This is a genomic window from Aquimarina macrocephali (genome assembly GCF_051627225.1).
Classification (GTDB): domain Bacteria; phylum Bacteroidota; class Bacteroidia; order Flavobacteriales; family Flavobacteriaceae; genus Aquimarina; species Aquimarina macrocephali.
On the sequence record NZ_CP151795.1, the window covers coordinates 1,726,068 to 1,745,480 of the forward strand.

At 34.2% G+C, this 19,413-nt stretch carries 11 protein-coding genes and 1 pseudogene; 9 read left to right on the forward strand and 3 right to left on the reverse strand.

Annotation, left to right across the window (positions count from 1 at the left end):
• Position 1 precedes the first annotated feature (1 nt).
• On the reverse strand, positions 2 to 3,070 hold the full coding sequence (locus tag AAFU52_RS07870; protein WP_438426036.1) for a SusC/RagA family TonB-linked outer membrane protein: 3,069 nt from the start codon (positions 3,068 to 3,070) through the stop codon (positions 2 to 4).
• Positions 3,071 to 3,212: 142 nt separating this feature from the next.
• On the opposite strand from AAFU52_RS07870, the gene AAFU52_RS07875 reads away from it, so the two are divergent.
• From AAFU52_RS07875 to AAFU52_RS07915, 9 genes are read left to right on the forward strand one after another with little or no spacing between them, the layout of a single operon-like run.
• Positions 3,213 to 4,211 carry a GntR family transcriptional regulator gene (locus tag AAFU52_RS07875; protein WP_024768460.1) on the forward strand — a complete coding sequence of 333 codons (999 nt, stop codon included), beginning with the start codon at positions 3,213 to 3,215 and terminating at the stop codon, positions 4,209 to 4,211.
• A 3-nt stretch (positions 4,212 to 4,214) separates the two neighbouring features.
• Complete coding sequence (locus AAFU52_RS07880; RefSeq protein WP_438426037.1) at positions 4,215 to 5,120, forward strand: aldose 1-epimerase; 906 nt, start codon at positions 4,215 to 4,217, stop codon at positions 5,118 to 5,120.
• Positions 5,113 to 7,116, forward strand: coding sequence for an MGH1-like glycoside hydrolase domain-containing protein (locus AAFU52_RS07885; protein WP_438426038.1), 2,004 nt, complete (start codon positions 5,113 to 5,115; stop codon positions 7,114 to 7,116). Before AAFU52_RS07880 ends, AAFU52_RS07885 begins: the two co-directional genes overlap by 8 nt.
• Positions 7,117 to 10,158, forward strand: coding sequence for an aminotransferase class III-fold pyridoxal phosphate-dependent enzyme (locus AAFU52_RS07890; protein ID WP_438426039.1), 3,042 nt, complete (start codon positions 7,117 to 7,119; stop codon positions 10,156 to 10,158).
• Between the two features lie 4 nt (positions 10,159 to 10,162).
• A complete protein-coding gene (locus AAFU52_RS07895) occupies positions 10,163 to 13,306 on the forward strand; it encodes a glycoside hydrolase family 2 TIM barrel-domain containing protein (protein ID WP_438426040.1) in 3,144 nt (1,047 codons plus the stop codon).
• Between the two features lie 6 nt (positions 13,307 to 13,312).
• The gene (locus tag AAFU52_RS07900; RefSeq protein WP_438426041.1) at positions 13,313 to 14,893 is read left to right on the forward strand and encodes a solute:sodium symporter family transporter; all 1,581 of its coding nucleotides are present in this window, start codon (positions 13,313 to 13,315) and stop codon (positions 14,891 to 14,893) included.
• Positions 14,894 to 16,045 (forward strand): galactokinase, encoded by a 1,152-nt coding sequence (gene galK / locus AAFU52_RS07905; protein WP_438426042.1) that lies wholly within the window; start codon positions 14,894 to 14,896, stop codon positions 16,043 to 16,045.
• A gap of 7 nt (positions 16,046 to 16,052) precedes the next feature.
• Positions 16,053 to 16,490: a YybH family protein gene (locus AAFU52_RS07910; protein WP_438426043.1), complete on the forward strand. Its 438-nt coding sequence runs from the start codon at positions 16,053 to 16,055 to the stop codon at positions 16,488 to 16,490.
• A complete protein-coding gene (locus AAFU52_RS07915) occupies positions 16,484 to 17,509 on the forward strand; it encodes a UDP-glucose--hexose-1-phosphate uridylyltransferase (RefSeq protein ID WP_438426044.1) in 1,026 nt (341 codons plus the stop codon). The genes AAFU52_RS07910 and AAFU52_RS07915 overlap by 7 nt, the downstream gene beginning before the upstream one ends.
• Positions 17,510 to 18,277: 768 nt before the next feature.
• On the opposite strand, the pseudogene AAFU52_RS07920 reads toward AAFU52_RS07915, so the two are convergent.
• Together AAFU52_RS07920 and AAFU52_RS07925 are read right to left on the reverse strand one after the other, a co-directional pair.
• Positions 18,278 to 18,406: pseudogene (locus AAFU52_RS07920) on the reverse strand (IS1/IS1595 family N-terminal zinc-binding domain-containing protein); the annotation flags it as partial.
• A gap of 357 nt (positions 18,407 to 18,763) precedes the next feature.
• On the reverse strand, positions 18,764 to 19,036 hold the full coding sequence (locus tag AAFU52_RS07925; protein WP_438426045.1) for a hypothetical protein: 273 nt from the start codon (positions 19,034 to 19,036) through the stop codon (positions 18,764 to 18,766).
• Positions 19,037 to 19,413: the final 377 nt, after the last annotated feature.

Genomic DNA, 19,413 nt, shown 5'->3' on the forward strand with positions numbered 1-19,413 from the left:
ATTACATCGATACACTAATACCGAAAATAAAAGATCTGGTTAATGGGTAGAACCCTCTGTCAACTCCTCTATTAAATGTTCCTCCATTTCCTAGACCTGGATCAAAACCTGAATAATCTGTAATGGTAAATAGATTATTGGCGGTTGCATAAACTCTGATTCTCGAAACAGGAATCTTACTTATTGCAGATTCTGGAATCGAATATCCTATCTGTAGGTTCTTTAATCTTAAATATGATCCATCTTCCAGAAAATAGCTAGAAGGTCTAATATTATTGTTAGGATCACCAAATGCGTTTCTTGGAATATCTGTATTCGTATTTTGTGGTGTCCAAGCATTAACTAAATCAGAAGACACATTATTTCTATCTGTTCTATACAGCCACATTTTTACGCCGTTGTAGATTTTATTCCCCTGAGTCCCTTGAAAGAATGCACTAAAATCAAAGTTTTTATATTTAGCATTAAGGGTTAATCCATATTCAAAATCAGGAAGACCACTACCCATATACTTTTTATCATCATCGTTTAATTGACCATCCCCGTTTACATCAGTAAATCGTAAATCTCCCGGAGCCGCATCTGGCTGAACTGCATGCGCATCAATCTCTGCTTGATTTTGAAATATCCCATTGGCTTCAAACAGATAAAATCGTCCAATTTCTCCTCCCACTTCGGTACGAGTGGTAGGAAAATTATTAAACTCTATAAAACCATCAACACGAGCTTCGCCTTCTACTCCCAGTTTTGTGATCTTATTTTTTGAAGTACTTAAGTTTGCAGTAATATCAAAAGAAAAATCTTTGTACTCTTTACTACTATATGTAGCAGAAAACTCCCATCCTTTATTTTCTAAATCTCCTGCATTGGTTAAAGGATCTGTTGTAATCCCAGAACTACCAGGAACCTTAGTAAATACCAACATATCACTTGTTTTAGCATTAAAATAGTCAAAGGAAGCTTTGATTCTATTATCTAATATCCCAAGATCAATACCAACATTGGTGGTTGCCGTTTCTTCCCATCTAATATCAGGTGTTGGCAATGAAGTAGCGATAGCACCAGATAATATTGCTTGTGTTACATCTTCACCAAATGGGTAGTTTAATTGTTGTCCTCCAGAACCAATCCTAGCCAAAAATAAATGATTAGGGATAAGTTGATTTCCTAATGTTCCGTAACTAAAACGAGGTTTTAGTTGAGTAAACAAATCTGATTTAAAAAAGTTCTCATTATGAACTGCCCAACCCAATGAAACAGAATAGAAAGTACCATATTGGTTCTTAGCGCTAAAGCGTGAAGAACCATCTCTTCTGGCACTGGCTTGTACATAATATCTATTAGCATAATCATAACTTAAACGACCAAAAACAGATTGTAATGTACTGGAAACATTTCTACCAAAAGAAGAAGCATCTCCTATCCCGGCACTCAGAGCTTGTATAGCATCAGATGGTAGTCTATTATTACTACCGCCCACCGAGTTAAATACATTTTCTTCTTTAGAGCCACCAACAAGGATATCAAAATCATGATCTCCAAATGATTTGACATAATTCAAAGTATTGTTTAATGTCCAACTGGTAGTCCTTGTTCTGGTTTCAGATAAAAAAGGATCTTCATTAATAGATTGTGGTCCAAAATCATATGCTGGCTGAAAGAAAAAGAAATGTTCATTTTCTACATTTAATCCATATTGAAATTGATAACTTAATCCATCAAATAATTTTAAGTTGGCCGCAATATTAAATTGAGTGTATTCATCACGATCAATACGATCAGTTAATTCTCCCTGGCCTATTGGATTCCCAGAACCTAAACCAGTTGCAGGTGTAGCAAATCCATTTAACGAATTTGCATCATATATTGCCTTATGAGGTAATTGAGAATAGATATTTAGAAATGGAGAAAAACTAGCATTACCTCCATCAAGTGGTTCAAAAATACTTCGCCTTTTTTCTTTGGCATATGCCAAACCAGGAGAAATCTTCAGTCGGTTATTCAACAATTTAATATCCATATTTAACCGGGTATTAAATCTGTTGAAATCTGTATTAATAACAGTTCCTGAATTCGTAAAATAACCTGCAGAAAAATTATAGGTAGTATTTTCTGAACCTCCCGAAACTCCAATATCATGTTTCTGCTCAAAAGCGTTTTTATAATAAGCATCAGCCCAATCAGAATCTGCATACTGTTCTCCATTAGTAAGATATGGAGCAGGAGTTTCTCCTACATTAGCATATGCTTGGAGTTTTATCTGATCGTGTTGAGCTCTATTTGCTACCTCTATATTATCATTAATAGAATGTGTACTTATATATGAGTTTACTACAACCTGTGGGTCTCCTCTTTTTCCTCTTTTTGTAGTAACAATAACTACTCCATTAGAGGCTCTAGAACCATAAATAGTAGCAGCAGACGCATCTCTAAGAATACTTATATTTTGGATATCGGCAGGATTTACATAAGATAAATCTCCCGGGACCCCATCAATTACAAATAAAGGATCATTATTATTTACGGTACCCATACCACGAATCCTAATTACCGGAGCACTCCCCGGAGCACCACTGGCTATTGCTACATTAAGCCCAGCTACTTGCCCTTGCAAAGATGTTGCTATATCGGCAGTAGGAATTTTTTGTATCTCCTCTATATTTACCGAAGTAATTGCGGCAGTTAATTCTGATTTTTTTTGCGTTCCATAACCTACCAGAACAACCTCTCCCAGGCTCTGCGCATCTTCCTCAAGGCTAACATTGATTACCGTTTGATTACCAACTAAGATTTCTTTGGTAACAAATCCTAAATATCGATATACTAATGTTGTTTGCTGGCCCGAAACTTCAATTGAGTAATTTCCATCAAAATCAGTTTGTGTTCCTTGAGTTTGATCTCCCATAATTGTAATTGTAACTCCCGGTAAAGGAGAACCGCTACTATTTTCTGAAACATTACCTGTTATTACTGCATTTTGCGCATAAGTATTAGCGAATCCAAATAGAGTAAGCCCAAGTAGAGTTAAAAAAAATGAATACCATTGGTTTTTCTTTTTTTTTGCTTCCATAATCACATTGTTTTTTGGTGATAATCCCCAATTTTACGAGGGGTTTAACGTAAAATATTGGCGCAATATAGAATTTTAGTTTTTAAAAAAGCAACTAGTACCTACCAGTTTTTTTAAAGAAAAAATATGATATATTTGTAGTATGAAAACAATTAATGTGGTAGAAAACATAGGTGTACCTAAATACAAACAGATCATTTCATCAATTGAAAGTGCTATTTTGTCTGGAGAGTATAAGCGTGGAGATAAATTACCATCAATCAACAGTGTAAAGCTTCGATTCTCTCTCTCGAGAGATACAGTATTGCTCGCTTACAATGATTTAAAAGTAAGAGGAATTGTAAATTCTGTTCCTGGTAAAGGGTATTATGTAAAAAGTGAAAGTATAGAAATCGCTCAAAAGATTTTTTTATTATTTGATGAACTAAATGCCTTTAAAGAAGATTTGTATAATTCTTTTTTAAAAAGTTTAAATACGAATATCGAAGTAGATATTTATTTTCATCATTTCAATTATGACGTATTTAGCAAATTAATTTACGACAATATTGGCAGCTATAATTATTATATTATTATGCCTGCAAATTTAAATGACATCCCCGCAATACTAGATGTCTTACCTCAAGATAGAGTATATATACTGGATCAAACTCGTCCCGAGCTTTCACAATACCCTACCATTCATCAAAATTTTAAGAAAGATATTTTAACCGGTTTGGTCAAAGGGCTTCATCTTCTAAAAAAATACCAAAAACTAGTACTACTTTTTCAAGAGCAGAAACAGCCTGCAGGAATGTTTGAAGGTTTTAAAATGTTCTGTAACACCTATCGATTTGATAATGAAGTGATCGATTCTCTAGAAGGGAGAACGCTGGTTAAAGGAGAAGTTTACATAATTCCTGATGATAGGAGTCTTATTCGCATTATTAAAAAAATAAAAGAAGTAGAGTTTACTCTTGCAAAAGATATTGGTATCATATCCTATAATGATACACTTCTTAAAGAAATCGTAGAAGGAGGCATAACTACTATTTCTACCGATTTTAATAAAATGGGAGAACGCCTGGCCGAAATGATTACGAATAAGGAACAGATTAGAATCGAAAACGTAAATAATTTAATTTTAAGAAATTCTCTTTAGCTTTTGTATCAAATAAACCACATAAAAGGGCAAAAAAGTCCTAAGCACCACATCGAACTTTTAAAAGCAGATCAAAGTTCAAGTGCCATAATAGCTTTAAATTTAGGAGGAAGCATACAAGGGTTATCAATTAATGGTAAGCACATAATAGTTGGGCTTGAATTATTAGATTATAATACCACATATGCCTCTGCTGTTTTATTCCCTTTTGCCAATAGAATAAAAAATGGAAAGTATATTTTTAAAGACAAACAATATGTTTTAGACCTTAATGTAAAAAAAGAAAACAATGCTTTACATGGCCTGATATATAATAAGACTTTTACCTATATAAAAGAAGAAGTTAGTCTCAATCATGCTTCTGTAACTATTGGTTATGAAGAAACCAAAAAAGTAAAAGGATTTCCTTTTAAATACGCTATACATTTAACATACACTCTATCTGCCAATACTTTAGAACTCTCTGTAGTTGTAGTCAATAATGACCAAGTTCCTTTTCCTTTCACTATTGGATGGCATCCATATTTTTTAAGTAGTGATTTACATGAGAGTTTTCTTACTGTTGAAAGCAATAAAAAATTAGTATTCGATAAGGATATGATCCCTATGAAGATCAAAGATATTACCATAAAAGAACCTATCCAGATCAAAGACAGGCTTTTTGATGATTGTTATATTCTTAACAATAATTCAGCAAAATTTAATACTCCAGAGTATTGTTTGATTCTTGAGTCTTCTTCTGAAGAAAATTATCTGCAAGTATTTACACCCGAAAAAAGAAATATAATAGCCCTCGAACCCAAAACAGGGCCATCTAATAGTTTTAATAACAAACTCGGATTAAGCACCCTGAATCCAAAAGAAACCTACAAGATAAATTGGAAAATTAAACTTCAGAACAATGGATAAGCATGCTCTATTTATAATGATTTCGGTTCTCATATTGTGTTTTGGTTGTAAAAAGCATACAAAGGTAGCAGCACCAAACATTACCAAAAAAGAATACCTCTCTTATAGTAAAAATATTCTCAACTATAGAGTTACTCCAAAAGACTCTATAGATAAATCCGGATTGATGTTTTCAGATCAAGGTGCATGGTTTGCCTATAGTTTTCCTGATTCTATTAGTCCTTCTCCCGGGTTCTCAGGGCCTTTTTTAATGACTCAGCAAAATGGAATCTGGAGTAGTGAGATGCTCATAAAACTAAATATTAGAGACATTTCCTGGAGAGAATATAAAACAACCGCATATAACAGTCATTTAGAACAAACCTTTGCAAACAAAGATGTAGTTCTAAAACAAAAACTGGTATTTGCCTCTGGACATTCGGCATTAATACAATATACGTTTACCAATAAAACGGATAAAGCAATTGAGTTGGAGTATAACTGGAAAAACCAGCCACTTTTAACAGAAACTCTAAGATTAGAATCAGCAGAAAATAAAATTACCATACACTCTTCAAAATCTAATTCCATTGGTCATATTGTATTTCCAAACGAAACAAAAATCACAAGCACCGACAGCTCTTATTCTACTAATAATCAACAGCTACATTTAAAACCAAAAACGACTAAAGAGATTGTGGTTTCTCAGACTTTTATTTTTCCCGAATATTCCTGGGAAGAGGAACAAAAAACTATCGCTACCATTGATTTTGATACTATCTTAAGTAAACGCAGCGTCGAAAAGGAAACGCAGCTAAAATCTTTAATTAAGGCAAGAAAAGAAAAATTTCAAGATGACAAATATGCTACGGTACTTACCAAAGCTCATCTTACTTTACAAAACAACTGGCGTATTCCTGCTGGAGAAATACAACACGAAGGATTGTTCCCCAGCTATCACTACAAGTGGTTTAATGGGTTTTGGTCATGGGACTCATGGAAACATGCTGTTGGATTATCCTATTACAATACAGAATTAGCTAAAAAACAGATGCGATTGATGTTCGAATTTCAGAACGAAGATGGTTTTGTAGCAGATTGTGTATACAGAGATACAAGCATAGAAGACCATAACTATCGAGATACAAAACCACCATTATCTGCATGGGCAGTAGTTAAAATTTATGAAAAAGATAATGATCTTGATTTTGTAAAAGAATTGTACTCTAAACTTAAAAAATACCATTATTGGTGGTATCAAAAACGAGATCATGATAAAGACGGACTATGTGAGTATGGGTCTACCGATGGAAGTCTTGTTGCTGCCAAATGGGAAAGTGGTATGGATAATGCCATTCGTTTTGACGATTCTAAAATTCTTAAAAATGAAGAAGGAGCCTATTCTTTGGATCAGGAAAGTGTTGATCTTAATGCATACCTCTATGCAGAAAAACTGTATTTAGAAAAACTTGCAGAAGCTATTCAAAAAGATGATGATGCAAAACAATACCAGGCAGAAGCAAAAAAACTGAAAGAAATAATTCAAAAGCAATTCTATGATCCTGTTGATGGTTGGTTTTATGATACTAATCTAAACGGAACAACATTTATAAAAGGAGAAGGCAGTGAGGGTTGGACATCTCTTTGGGCAAATGTAGCAACCCAAAAACAAGCAGAGGCTGTAAAAAATAAGATGATGAATCCCAATAAATTCTATACCAAAATACCTTTTCAAACCGTGTCTGCAGATCATCCAAAATTTGATCCTTTAAAAGGCTATTGGAGAGGCCCTAACTGGTTAGATCAATCGTATTTTGGAGTAAAAGGACTGCGTAATTATGGATTTGATAAAGAAGCAGATCAGGCTACTGTACAAATCATCCAAGGAGCAGAAGGGTTATTAGAGAAAGGAAAAGCAATTCGGGAAAATTATCACCCAATAACAGGCCAGGGCTTACATGCACAAAATTTTAGTTGGAGTGCAGCACACATTATAATGCTATTAATAAAAGAATAGATGATGAAATATTCAACGTTACAGGTAACTATTAATCAGGCAGAACAAATACTGCAGCAATTATTCGGTATTAAAGGAAAAGTATCTCCTCTTCCTGGAGAAATTGATTTTAATTTTAGGATTAAAACCGAACATGGAGATGGATATATTCTTAAAATATCAAGACCTGATGAAAATAGTAATTATCTGGATTATCAACAGCAGCTACTAGAATATGTAGAGAAAAATGGAAAGGACCTTATAGCACCCAGAGTGATACGAGATAAAGAAGGGAATGATATATCAGAGATTATAGATGAAAATAATACGCTTAGAAAAGTACGTCTATTATCTTGGATAAGTGGTAGAATTTGGAGCAGTGTTAATCCTCAATTAGACACATTACGATATAGTTTAGGAGAACAATGCGGATTACTAACAAGCGCCTTACAAGGGTTTGACCATCCTGAAGCACATCGGGAATTTGTTTGGGACATCGCACAATCATTATGGACCAAAGAATATCTACACTTGTTTGAAGGTGAAGAAAAAGATATCATTTCTTTTTTTCAAAATAGATTTGAAACCATCCAGGATTCATATGCTATACTTAGAAAATCGGTAGTTCACAATGATGCTAACGATAACAATGTTATTGTTTCAGAAGACTTGATTCACCCTAAGGTTAAAGCTGCAATAGATTATGGAGATGCGATACACACTCAGGTTATTAATGATGTAGCTATCGCATGTGCGTATGCTATAATGAATCATAATGATCCACTAGAAGCAACTTTACCAATATTGCAAGGATATCATGCTACTTTTCTGCTAAAAGAAGAAGAACTAAAATATCTGTATGTAGCAATAGCTATGCGCTTGGTAATTTCTGTTACAAAATCTGCTATTAATAAAATCAAGGAACCAGATAATGAATACTTACTAATAAGTGAAAAACCAGCTTGGGAAGTGCTCAAGAAATGGAGACAAATTAGCGAAGAGTATGCTCATTATAGTTTTAGACATACTTGCGAGTACTCTGCACATCCTAATGAAAAAGCATTTAGAGTTTGGGTAGAAAATAATAATTATTCTTTATCAGAACTATTTCCTTCAATTCAAAAAAACGAGGTGTGCTCTTTAGATTTGAGCGTATCCAGTAAATGGGTTGGACATCAACAAGAATTTAATGATTTAGAAGTATTTCAGTTTAAAGTAGATCGTCTTCAAAAGGAAAATATCAACAAGATTATCGCAGGCGGATATTTAGAACCAAGAGCACTATATACGTCAACTACATATGATAAAACAGGAAATAGCGGACGAGAAAGTAGAACAGTTCATCTTGGAGTAGATTTTTGGCTCCCAGCAAATACTCCAGTTCATGCTATATTAGATGGAGAAGTTATAACGGCATTTAATCATACCGGAGATAAAAACTACGGAGGGTTAATTATACTTAAGCATCAAAATGATTCATTAGAATTCTATACCCTATATGGGCATTTAACGGTTGATAGTGTATTACAAAAACAACCTGGAGATAGTATAAAAAAAGGAGAATGTATCGGATATCTTGGTGATCCGACTCAAAATGGAAATTGGGCTCCACATTTACATTTCCAAATTATGCTTTCTATGCTAAACTATACAGTAGATTTTCCTGGAGTAGCATATTACAATCAAATAGAAGTTTGGAAAGGGCTTTGCCCGGATCCAAATTTCTTATTCAAATTAGAAAGTCTAAATGCTCAAAGTGATGCGACTAATGAAGAATTAATCACTTATCGAAAAAAACATTTGGGCAAGAGCTTGAGCTTGCAATATAAAGTGCCTATTAAAATGGTACGTGGAGCTGGGCAATACCTAATAGATCAATATGGCAAAAAGTATTTAGACACGGTAAATAATGTAGCTCATGTAGGGCATGAAAATTATGCAGTAGTCAAAGCAGGGCAAGAACAAATGGCCTTGATTAATACTAATTCTCGATATCTACACGATACTATTAATCAATTAGCAAAGGAATTGATAGAAACCTTGCCTCCAGAATTGAATGTATTGCATTTTGTTAATTCTGGAAGTGAAGCCAATGAACTCGCTATTAGAATGGTTAAAGCTGTAACAGGAGAGCGTGATATCATAGCTTCAGAAGTAGGTTATCATGGAAATGCTAACATGTGTATTGATATTAGTTCCTATAAATTTGATGGTAATGGAGGCCATGGAGCTCCAGAGCATACTCATATATTTCCCTTACCTGATGCTTATAGAGGAAAATACAGAGGAGAAAACACGGGAGAACACTATGCTTTAGAGGTTAAGAATTGTATTAATGATGTACATGAAAAAGGAAGAGGAATTGGGGCTTTTATCATAGAACCTATTATAAGTTGTGGTGGTCAGATTGAATTGCCAGACGGTTTTTTACCTAAAGCCTATGAATATACTCGTGCCGCAGGAGGATTATGTATATCTGATGAAGTACAGGTGGGATGCGGAAGATTGGGAAAAACGTTTTGGGGATTTCAATTGTATGATGTAATCCCTGATATTATAACCATAGGAAAACCTTTAGGTAATGGACATCCACTGGCGGCAGTTGTGTGTACACAAGAGGTAGCAAACAAATTTGCTAATGGAATGGAATACTTTAACACCTTTGGAGGAAACCCCGTTTCTTCGGCTATTGGAACTGCAGTTCTTAAAACAGTAAAACGCGAAAATCTACAATCCCACGCTTTACAAATTGGAGAATTTTTAAAAGAAGAACTACAAAAACTAGCTATAAAATATCCAATCATAGGAGATGTTCGAGGACAAGGATTATTTCTTGGTTTTGAGCTTGTAGATGGCAACATGAACCCTTTGGCAAATCATGCTGATTATTTGGCCAACAGGATAAAAGATCATGGCATCTTAATGAGTACAGATGGACCGAATCATAATGTATTAAAAATTAAGCCTCCTATCATTTTTACTAAAGAAAATGCAGAAGAATTAATTTTTTACCTCGATAAGGTATTTGCAGAAGACTACATGCAGAGTATTAAAGAAATATAACACAATGATGAAATTAAAATATATAATCATATTATTAGGGGCAATAGGGATGTACAGCTGTAATAAAGAGCCATTACAACCTGTTTCAGAACAAACGAATCATTTTAATCATCAGATATTCGAAGAAAATAAACTACCTCCCAGAGCTACTTTCTTTGGCTTCGAATCTAAGTTAGTAAAGCAAAAAGAAAAATCGAAGCGATTTTTAAGTTTAAATGGAGACTGGAAATTTAATTGGGTAAAAGACCCCAAGCAACGTCCGACAACTTTTCAACATACTGAATATACTGACCATGATTGGGATACAATTCCTGTACCCGCAAATTGGGAAGTACAAGGTTATGGAAAACCAATCTATCTGGATGAGAGGTATCCTTTTACAACAAAATGGCCTAATGTTCCCAAAGATTATAATCCTGTAGGAACCTATAGAAAGTTTATTCATTTAGATGAGAATTTCCTGTCAGAAGACGTTATTCTCCATTTTGCAGGAGCTAAATCTGCTATGTATGTATATGTAAATGGCCAGTATGCAGGATATTCACAAGGAAGTAAAACCCCTGCCGAATTTAATATAACCCAACACCTTACCAAAGGAGAAAATCTTATAGCATTACAACTCTTCCGATGGAGTGATGCCAGCTATGTAGAGAGTCAGGATATGCTTAGAATGAGTGGTATAGAAAGAGATGTCTATTTATATACACAACCCACAGTATTTGTTTCTGATTATTATACCTATACCAACTTAGATGAATCCTACACTAAAGGGGTTTTTAAAGGAACTATATCTGTAACCAATAGTCTTGAAGAGGCTGTGACCAGAATGGTATCTGTTACGGTATTAGATGGAAAAAATATTATTTATACTACTTCAGAAGAGATAAAAATACCTGCGCAATCAAAAATTGATGTTACTGCAGAGAAAATAATAGAGAACGTTAAGAAGTGGTCTGCCGAAATTCCGAATCTATATAATTTGGGGATCACTTTAGAAAACCCGGATCAGGGCAACAGTAATCAATATATTAATCGACATATTGGTTTTAAACGTGTAGAAATTAAAAACAGCCAGGTTTTAATTAATGGCAAAGCGATATATATACGTGGTGTAGATCGACATGAGACCGACCCGTTTACAGGGCATGTAGTCTCCAAAGCTTCTATGGAACAAGACATCAGGTCGATGAAACAACATAATATCAATGCAGTACGAAGTGCACATTACCCTAATGATCCTTATTGGTTAGATCTATGTGATCAATATGGATTATATGTTATTGATGAAGCAAATATAGAAAGTCACCCATTGGCTATCGATAAAAAAACTCAAATCGGTAACGAGATGAGTTGGTTACCGGCACATATGATACGAACACAAAGAATGTTCTATAGAGATAGAAATCATCCATCTATCTATTCCTGGTCTTTAGGAAATGAGGCGGGAGAAGGAGAGATTTTTAGAACTACCTATGCATGGTTAAAAGAACACGATGACAATCGTATTGTACAATATGAACCCGCAGGTAAAGAAGAGTATACCGATGTGTATTGCCCGATGTATCCTAAACCAGAATACCTGATTCATCACGGGCAATCTGATTCTGATAAACCTTCTATCATGATCGAATATGCTCATGCAATGGGTAATTCTGTTGGTAACTTACAGGACTATTGGGATATCATCGAAAAATATCCTAATCTTCAGGGAGGATTTATTTGGGATTGGGTAGATCAAAGTTTAGAATATAAAGACGAAAACGGAAATCCATATTTAGCATACGGACATGATTATCATCCTGATCTGCCAACAGATGGTAACTTTTTAAATAATGGGTTAGTAGATCCATATCGAAATCCACACCCACATTTATCCGAAGTAAAAAAAGTGTATGAACCTGCACAATTTTATACTACCGGAAAAGGAGTTATAGAAATAGAAAATAAAAACTTCTTCGAGGATTTTACAGATAAAAGTATTTCCTGGAAAGTATTAGAAGATGGTGTTAAAATAGCAGAAGGTAATGGGATTTCGGCACTTGTATTACCTAGAAAGAAAAAAGCAGTAACTCTAGAAAAATTTCCCAACGTTTTAGATAAAAACAAAGAATACATTCTAGAGGTAAGTTTACTTCAGAAAGATGCAAACTTATTAATTCCTAAAGGGCATGAAATTGCATGGGATCAGTTTGTTATTCAAAAAGGAACTGGATTTATGAATGCACCTTCAGTTTCTAATGATTTAAAAATCACATCTAAAGATCAATCTATTGACATCCAAAACAAAATAGTAGATCTGAAACTTGATAAAAAAACCGGTGAAATTATTTCCTGGAAACATCATGAAATTGTGATCACTAATCATCCTATCAGGCCTAATTTTTGGCGCCCTCCTACAGATAATGATCTAGGTAATGGTATGGATAAATGGGCCAAAACATGGCAATATGCTTCTTATAATTATAAAGCAAAACTTGTCGAAAATCCTGTAATAAAGAATTCTGGTGTTTCTTATAAAGTAGCCTACACACTTCCTGCAAACGAAGCAAGTGTAGCCATAACGTATCATATTAGTGCCAATGGAGAAATGAAAGTAGATTTTAGCTTTACTCCAAACCAGAGTGATTTACCTAACATCCCAAGATTAGGAATGTACCTTACATTACCTAACACATTCCAGAAGGTATCCTGGTATGGTAATGGTCCAGAAGAAAGTTATTGGGATCGCAAAACAGGGGTTAAAACAGGAGTATATACAGGTACGGTCGATACACAATTTCATACCTATTCCAGACCACAAGAAACCGGGAATAAAACAGATGTGAGATGGATAAAAATTGCTTCGAATGCAATATCTGTTAAGGCCAACAGTTCGTCATCATTACTCAATAGTAGTGTTTGGCCTTTTGCTATGATCGAATTGGATTTTAATAGCGAAAAAGATGGAGCCGCTTCAGCTTCGGGATTAGTCCCGGTTACTAAGAAACACGGAGCAGATATTAAAAAAGGAAAAACTATTCAATGGAATATCGACTATCAACAAATGGGAGTAGGTGGAGATACTTCATGGGGACGTTTGGTACATGATGAATACACCATAAAACCAACAAAACATAACTATTCATTTACAATACAACCAATTAAATAAGAAACTATGCAGTTCATTACATTTATAGGGTTTACATTATTAGTGGCAATAATAGCTTATGTAAAAAGCAGAAAAACAGATGAATCTTCTTCTGATGGATATTTTCTGGGAGGAAGAAGTTTAACAGGGGTCGTTATTGCAGGTTCGTTATTACTAACCAATTTATCAACCGAACAAATCGTGGGGTTAAACGGGGCCGCCTTTAAAGAAGGGATCCTGGTTATGGCATGGGAAACGCTGGCGGCAATTGCCATGGTGGTTACAGCCGTATTTTTATTACCCCGATATCTAAAAGGAGGAATAACCACCGTTCCACAATTTTTGCAAAGACGATATGATAAAACGACCAAAACAATCACCTCTGCATTGTTTCTAAGTGGATACGTGGTCGTGTTACTACCTATTGTTTTATATTCTGGAGCATTGGCAATTAATACAATGTTTGATGTACCTGGTATATTAAATGTTAACGAAACTACTGCGTTATGGATAACCGTTTTTGGAATCGGTATCATAGGATCTATTTATGCCATTTTTGGAGGTTTAAAAGCGGTAGCCGTATCAGATACCATTAATGCTATAGGGTTACTGATCGGTGGATTGTTAATACCAATATTCGGATTAATGGCTATTGGTGATGGTAGTCTTTTTGAAGGAATCACTACATTAACGCAATCTCACCCACAAAAACTAAAAGCATTAGGAGGGCCAGAATCTTCAATTCCGATAGGAACTATATTCACTGGCATGATGCTCGTTCAATTATTTTATTGGGGAACCAATCAGGCAATTATCCAAAGAGCTTTAGGAGCCAAAAACTTAAAAGAAGGACAAAAAGGATTGTTATTAGCTTCTTTTATAAAAATACTGGGACCACTAATCGTTGTATTACCGGGGTTAATTGCTTTTCACATGTTCGGGAACACATTGGATAACCCAGATGAAGCATATCCAATGTTAGTGACCAAGGTGCTACCCACAGCTTGGGTAGGATTTTTTGCAGCAGTATTGTTTGGTGCTATTTTAAGTTCTTTTAATTCAGCTTTAAACAGTTCGGTCACTTTATTCGGAATTGACATATACCAATCACATTTTAAACCTGATGCTACAGAACGGAAAACGGTAAAAGCAGGAAAAAGTTTTGGCATCATATTAGCAATTTTAGCCATGTGTATTGCTCCATTAATCGCATACGCTCCTGATGGGCTATTTGGGTATTTACAAAAAGTAAACGGATGTTATAGTATTCCTATCTTAACCATTATTGTAGTGGGATACCTAACAAAATATGTTCCTGCAATTGCAGCAAAAATTGCTATCATTTCTGGTGTGGTTTTATATGTTGCTTATATTTTATTAGATGAATTTGTTTTTGTTGAACAATTCCCTCACTTCTTACATGTTATGGCAATATTATTCGTGCTCAATGTACTTATCATGTTACTTATTGGCAAATTCAAACCAAGAACAGAAGCTTATGAGCAACACTATACAGAGCAGGTTGATATCACTCCCTGGAAACACCTTAACGTTGTAGGGATCACTATTTGTTTGATTGTTTTAGGAATCTATATATACTTTGCATAAATGACAAATGAATCATTACTAGAAAAGGTAGAATCTACTTTTCTGAAACGATTTAGCACCAAACCTGTATTATCCTTTTCTCCCGGCAGGATCAATCTAATCGGAGAGCATACCGATTATAATGGTGGGTTTGTCTTTCCTGCAGCAATCAATAAAGGGATAGTTTCGGGGATTCAGAAAAACAACAATATGTATTGTTCGGTCTATGCCATAGATACCGATGAGGTTTTAGAATTTTCGTTACAAAATATCCAACCTGCCAAAAATGGAGGATGGAAAAATTATGTATTAGGAGTAGTTGCCGAAATTATTAAAAGAGATATCATAATCTGTAGTTTTGATTTGGTCTTTGCTGGTAATATCCCTCTTGGAGCCGGATTATCATCCTCTGCTGCCTTAGAAAACAGTATCGTTTTTGGATTAAATGAATTGTTCGAACTTGGACTAACCAAAGAAGAAATGATTTATATCTCTCAAAAAGCAGAGCACAATTATGTAGGAGTACAGTGTGGTATTATGGATCAATATGCGAGTATGTTTGGAAAAGAAGGCAAGGCTTTATTATTAGATTGCAGAGATCTTAAAGCGACCTACTTTTCTATTGATTTTAAAGAATATGATATTATTTTAATCAATACTAATGTAAAGCACAGTCTTACAGAAAGTGCTTATAATGAAAGGCGCTCGGTATGTGAAGCGGTAGCTGCGCGCTTAGAAGTATCTGCTCTAAGAGATGCCACATATGAAGCCTTATTTACTATTAAAAAAGAAATTACTGAAGACCACTACCAAAAAGCTTTATTTATCATACAAGAAAATGAAAGAGTTTTAAAAGCTGCTATTGCCTTAGATAAAAAGGATTACATAACTTTTGGCAAACTACTTTTTGAGTCGCATAACGGGCTGCAAAACCAGTATAAAGTAAGCTGTACTGAATTGGATTTTTTGATAGATCATACCAAACAGAATCCAGATGTATTAGGTGCACGAATGATGGGGGGTGGATTTGGTGGTTGTACTGTTAATATCATTAAAAAAGGAGCTACAGATACATTTATTAATACGGTTGCACCGTTATATCATAAACAATTCAATAAAACCTTAAGTCGATATGATGTACAAATTGCAGAAGGAACATATAAAATCAAATAATATGATAATGAGATATCTATATATATTGGGAATACTAATGGGATTGGCCAGCTGTCATCAAGAAATAAAAGTAGATGAGAAAGCCGATAAACAGCAAATCATTGAAGTGCTAAAAGCACAAGAACAAGCCTGGTCGAATTATGATCTGGAAGGATATATGCAAGGATATTGGAAATCGGATTCTTTAAAATTTTATGGTAGCAGAGGATTAACGTATGGTTGGAATAAAACATTATCTAATTATAAAAAAGGATATCCCTCTAAAGCGCATACTGGTAAATTAAATTTTGTCATCAATGACATTTCACGAATTGATAATGAATCCTATTTTGTGATGGGAGAATATCATTTAATACGCAGCGTAGGTAATGCTGACGGTACTTTTATGATCATTTTCAAAAAGATAAATGGTCGTTGGAAAATTGTAGCAGATTCCTCATGTTAAATACAGATTTACAAGAGTATTCCCACAGGCGTTATAATCCACTTACAGGAGAGTGGGTATTGGTATCCCCGCACAGAGCAAAAAGACCTTGGCAAGGCCAGGAAGAAGAAATTAGTACACAATCATTACCATCTTATGATAAAGATTGTTATTTATGCTCGGGAAATAGTAGAGCAGGAGGAAAGAAAAATCCAGACTATCAGGATGTTTTTGTTTTTGAAAACGACTTTGCCGCATTACAAAACGAATCTCCTTCTTTTGCTATAGAAGAAGAATTGTTTAAAGTGAAAAGTGAAACAGGAATCTGTAAGGTAATATGTTTTAGCCCGGATCATTCTAAAAGCTTGGCCAATATGTCTGTAGCGGCCATTGAAAAAGTGATAGCAGTATGGCAAGAAGAATATCAAAAATTAGGTGCGCTACCAGAGATTAATTACGTACAGATTTTTGAGAATAAAGGGGCGGTTATGGGATGTAGTAATCCTCATCCCCATGGGCAGATTTGGAGTCAGTTTCATCTACCCAATGAAATCTTAAAAAAAGACAACAATCAAAGACTCTATTTTTCTAAACATGGCAAATCGTTATTAGAAGATTATGTGATTCTGGAATTAGAAAAGAAAGAACGCATTATATTTCAAAATCAACACTTCGTTGTATTAGTTCCTTTTTGGGCTATTTGGCCATTTGAAACGATGATTATTCCAAAAAAGAAACAATCCTCTATTTTAGAAATGAATCCAAATGAGCGAAATGCTTATGCAGAATGTATTTCTGTATTAACTCGAGCTTACGATCAATTATTTAATTGTTCTTTTCCTTATTCTAGTGGGATTCATCAAGCCCCAACTCATAATCTTGATCATACGCATTGGCATTGGCACATGAGTTTTTATCCTCCATTATTACGAAGTGCTACTGTTAAAAAATTTATGGTTGGCTATGAAATGTTTGGGATGCCACAACGAGACGTTACAGCAGAAACCGCTGCAAAAATGCTTTATGACTTAATCCATTAAAAAAAGTAGTACCGTACTTACTCATACCCAGTACAGAAAACATTACCGTGCTATCTGGTGCGTTTTTTAGCAATATGAGATGAGTAGCTGATCAGTATCTCAGCAATGTTGTTTGTTCGCATAGATTTAGTTTTGATAGGGTTGTATTGTTCTTTTTCTACTTTCTGGCAGGCTAGAGAACTGTTTTCTTAGTTCACTTTATAGCATAAAAAAAGAGTTGTATTTCTACAACTCTTTTTTACTTATATAATTTATTTGGTAATCAAACTTTATAATGTTCTTTTTTCAAAAGCACCAGTTTGACCCATTACCCTTTTCTACTTATATAATTTATTTGGTAATCAAACTTTATAATGCTCTTTTTCAAAAGCACCAGTTTGACCCATTACCAGTTTGACTCATTACCTTAATCACTCTTCATGCAGTGAAGAAGTTAATTCTGATCTAACATCATCATCAAAATAATCCTTGTAATCTTTAGAGTTAATCAATAATAATGTGGTTTTTTTGATGCTTAAAATATCCCGATGGCGCGGATTTGCAATCCGTGTTTTTAAAACTTCAAAATAAATTTAAAACAACAATTTCTAATTCATGATCTAAATCTGCATAATTTCTAGCAGAACTAAAAATATAATCCTCTGGATTTAAAGTAACCTTATCTACAACTAACTTATTAATAATTTACGATAACAAAAAAACAGCCACATTATAAGTGACTGTTTTAATATTTCGTTATGTTTCACGGATTGCAAATCCGCGCCATCGGGTTTGATATGCTTTATAAGAGTATGAGTTTTGAAATGAAGTATGACAATCTTTACAGAAATAGCGTTGTTTACCATTTCTTTTACCTCGTTTTATACAATTTGATTGGTTACAATTTTTACAATTCATAACTGCAAATATAACCAAGCACCAATTTGACCTACGTAGCAATATAAAACCTTTATCTAATAGGTTCTAAGCAATGTTAAGTAGTATAAACAACATAAACAAGCCTCAATAAAGAGGCTTGTTTGTTTTATAAATTACTGATAATCAATCTTAAAAACATGCTTTTTTTCAAAAGCACCAGTTTGACCCATTACCTGATAGAGCACTATAAATGGACTTATTCTTTTATTTTTTATTGTATTCCAGTAGCAATATTAAATCATCCCAGTTTCGTTTTTCGGGACTGAGAAAAAAAATGAAAGTTTTTTTGAAATAAGTCTGAAGGAGTATCAGGCTTCTGGGTAACTGTTCTCTTAGCTACCCTATAAAAGGAGTAATGATATTCTTTTTTTGACCTTTTTTATAGAACCCAAAAGTAAATCCTACCGGTTCGGAGTACACAAAACTCTGTGTGAGCGTGTCGAATTCTACAGGTGCATTCAATTCTTTCATAACACAAAGGGTACGATATAATGTGGTTTTGGAGATGCCTAACTTTTCCGCCAGTTCTATGGGAGATCCTGTAGCTTGCAAACGAATAAGTTGATCAATTCGCTCTATCAATTGTATTTGCTTTAACATGATATTCATAACTATGGATTAAAAACGCATACTACACTGCTAAAAATGATAATGGTAGTTTTTTGATTATGTTCTTTACGGCTATTGGTATAGTAACAAAAAGCGAAATTATGGTTTTTCCGTATTTAATATGTGAGGAAAACCGTAAACTAAATTTTTAATTCATGGTGTTATAGTTTTCAGGTTTACATTTGATATCAAAGTGTATTTTAACGAGTAATCCTCCTATCGAAAAAAAGGAGTGTTTTTGTAATGAATTTGGTTTGTATAAAGCATATGTACTCGTTTTATAAACCGTACTCATAGAATAGTACTATCCAGTATTTCTTTGGTTTCAGAATTATCTAAAACGGGCGCCATTAGGTATTAAATCAGTAAAAAAAGCA